Origin of the sequence: Peptostreptococcus sp. MV1, from assembly GCF_000758885.1 — a bacterium.
Taxonomy (GTDB): Bacteria; Bacillota; Clostridia; order Peptostreptococcales; family Peptostreptococcaceae; genus Peptostreptococcus.
Genome location: NZ_JRNB01000104.1, coordinates 1 through 3,039, shown reverse-complemented (window position 1 = coordinate 3,039; position 3,039 = coordinate 1). Strand labels below are relative to the sequence as shown.

Here is a 3,039-nt window from a genome sequence, read left to right as displayed (position 1 = left end):
TATTTTGGCAGGAAGGACAAAAAAGTGTACAAATTGATATTGCAATTTTGGTAAAAATAATCTTTTTCCCAATCAGCTTTCTGCTTAGTATTCTCACTGCCTTTCTGACATTCTTACTCGGAATAGGGACGGCACTGCTATATTTGCTGATGATGTTTTGCATATTTGGAGCAATAGCATCTTTCTTACAAAAAGAAGTTACCATCGGAATCGAAGCATTGATTATCGGATTTTTAGTTAGTCCATACGGAATACCGATGATTGGAGCAACCGTTATAGCATTCTTTCAGGGAATCAATGAAGACATAAGATCAATCTAAAAAATTTCATACAAAATGGTAACCAAAGGCGATAGAGAAAAAACTATCGTCTTTTTCTTTGCAAATTTTAAGGAAGGAGGTGAAGCGATGGACTTTGACTATTTCTATAACAGAGAAGCAGAGAGATTTAATTTTCTTAAAGTACCGGAGATATTAGTTGATGGAGAAGAATTTAAGGGGTTGTCAGCGGAAGCAATTATCCTTTATTCCATGCTTCTAAAACGAACGGGAATATCTTTTAAGAATAACTGGATAGACAAAGAAAATAGAGTATTTATCTATTTTACCGTTGAAGAAATTATGAGAAGAAGAAATATCTCAAAGCCAACTGCCATAAAAACATTGGATGAGTTAGATAGTAAAAAAGGAATCGGACTGATTGAAAGAGTAAGGCTTGGACTTGGAAAACCTAATATCATTTATGTAAAAGACTTTATGAGTGTATTTCAAGCAAAAGGAAATGACTTTCAGAAGTCAAAAAACTTTACTTCAGAAGTAAAAGATGTTGACCTCAGAAGTAAAGAAAATGAACTTCAGGAAGTTAAAAATGTTGACTCTAACTATATAGAGAATAATAAGAGTAAGTATAGTAAGAGAGAATATAGTTTTGGGGAAAACGGACTTGGAACATTTCAAAATGTTTTTTTAAAGAATGAGGATATAGGCGAATTACAAATAAAAATGGCAGGAGAGCTTGATAACTACATTGAGAGATTATCAACCTATCTTCAAAGTACTGGAAAGACATATAAAGACCATAAAGCGACAATCCTTTCTTGGTTTTATAAAGATCAGAGAAGTAAGAAAAAATCCAATATCCCTACATGGGAGGAATATAACAAAGGAGTACATCTATGAATAAGGTATTAAAAAAAGTGATGATAGAAGATGTGGAATATAGCTTTGATCCTGAAAAAGAATATATCAAGGACGGACATGCCTACTGTAAAGTGTGTGATGAAAGAAAAGATGGGAAAGCATTAGAGTTTTTCGGAAAGCAGATGATATTTAAGACTGCTTGTAAATGCGATAGAAATAGAGAAGCAAAAGAAAAAGAAAGACAAAAGCAGCTGGATGTAGAGCGATTAAAGAGTAGCTGCTTTAACTCTGTTATTCAGTGGTCATATACCTTTGAAAATTATCAGGGAGAAGAAAACCAAAGCCTCATGATTGCAAAGAATTTTGTAGAAGATTATGAGAAAATGAAAAAAGAAAATATCGGACTTCTCTTTTACGGCTCTGTAGGAAGCGGAAAGACCTATCTTGCCTGCTCCATTGCAAATAGCCTTATTGAACAGTATCAAATAAGTGTTAAGATTAGAAATTTCGCACAGATTATCAATGAACTTCAAAAAAGCAGCTTTGACTTTGATAAAAACGCATATATTGAATCCCTTGTAAATACTTCCGTTCTTATCTTAGATGACTTGGGAATTGAAAGGGATACAAGCTATGCTAAAGAGCAGGTATATAACATTGTCAATAGCAGGTACCTAAAACAGAAACCAACAATTTTCACAACAAATCTTTCCTACGACACAATTCAAAACTGCAAGGACAGTGTTGAATATCAAAGAATCTATTCAAGAATTATTGAAATGTGTATTCCCGTTATGGTTGTAGGCGAGGATTTCAGAAAGTTTATTCAAAGAGATAAGCTAACTCGCAATAAAGATAGATTACTGAATGGAGGTGAAAGGACTTGATCAATGAAGAAATTGCAAGAAAAACGCTCAACATGGAAGTGAGAGCTGGCAAAGTAACAGGCAAGATACTTTTGGATTTGATAAGGAAGTTACTGAAAGAATCAGAAAAAATCGGTGGACTTGAAAAGTTCGTTGGGAGTAAAGGGAATGAAGTAAAACTAAAAGATATGGTTAAAAAGGGACAGCTTGAAGAGATACCAGTAGAAGAAACAGAATTGAAGGAACTGAAAAAAGAACTGAACAGATATGGAGTTAAGTTTTCGGTAATGAAAGATAAAGAATCAGGTAAATACTCAGTATTCTTTCAAGCGAAAGATATGAAAGTGATGGACAAAGCATTTAAGCACGCCCTTTCAGAATCAGAAAAGAAAACGGAAAGGAAAGAGTCCATTCACAAGAATATTGAGAAGTTCAAGGAGATGGCTAAAAACTCTGTTTCTAAAGATAAAATCAAGAATAAGCAAAAGGAGCAGAGCCTATATAGGAGGCGATATTATCGACAAAATCTTTCAGGGAATATTGGAGATTAACACGATGAGCTTCCTTCCAAGCGTTCATCCTACGGATATTTTAATGGGTGCAGGAGTAGCCGCCTTAATCAAATTCATTGTCTATACCAAAGGTAAAAATGCAAAAAAGTTTAGGCAGGGTAAAGAATATGGTTCAGCAAGATGGGGCACGAAAAAAGATATTGAGCCGTACATGGATGAAAAGTTCCAAAACAATATCTTGCTGACACAAACCGAACGACTGACAATGAATGGCAGACCTGCCAATCCAAAGTATGCAAGAAACAAAAATGTACTTGTAATCGGTGGATCAGGAAGTGGGAAAACTCGATTTTATGTAAAACCGAACCTAATGCAAATGCACTCTTCATATTGTGTTACAGATCCTAAAGGATTAACCTCTTAGGGACAGAGAAAATAATAAAAACTTGGAAAGGAGGTAATTCTCATGTCAAATATGAAAAGAACAGGACAAACAGCCCTTTATGAGCGTTTAAGTCGTGA

General features: G+C 34.6%; 4 protein-coding genes and 1 pseudogene. All 5 read left to right on the top strand.

Annotated features, from left to right (window positions below; genetic code table 11):
• Positions 1–38: 38 nt before the first annotated feature.
• Entirely contained in the window at positions 39–320 is a 282-nt protein-coding gene (locus tag HMPREF1639_RS07510) for a CD1845 family protein (RefSeq protein WP_036765085.1), read from the top strand.
• Positions 321–407: 87 nt separating this feature from the next.
• Positions 408–1,178 carry a replication initiator protein A gene (locus HMPREF1639_RS07505; protein WP_036765081.1) on the top strand — a complete coding sequence of 257 codons (771 nt, stop codon included), beginning with the start codon at positions 408–410 and terminating at the stop codon, positions 1,176–1,178.
• Positions 1,175–2,026, top strand: coding sequence for an ATP-binding protein (locus tag HMPREF1639_RS07500; RefSeq protein ID WP_036765078.1), 852 nt, complete (start codon positions 1,175–1,177; stop codon positions 2,024–2,026). Before HMPREF1639_RS07505 ends, HMPREF1639_RS07500 begins: the two co-directional genes overlap by 4 nt.
• Positions 2,023–2,556, top strand: a complete 534-nt coding sequence (locus HMPREF1639_RS07495; RefSeq protein ID WP_052045471.1) for a PcfB family protein — start codon at positions 2,023–2,025, stop codon at positions 2,554–2,556. Before HMPREF1639_RS07500 ends, HMPREF1639_RS07495 begins: the two co-directional genes overlap by 4 nt.
• A pseudogene (locus HMPREF1639_RS07490) lies at positions 2,492–2,929 on the top strand (type IV secretory system conjugative DNA transfer family protein); the annotation flags it as partial. The gene HMPREF1639_RS07495 and the pseudogene HMPREF1639_RS07490, both read left to right, overlap by 65 nt.
• Positions 2,930–3,039: the final 110 nt, after the last annotated feature.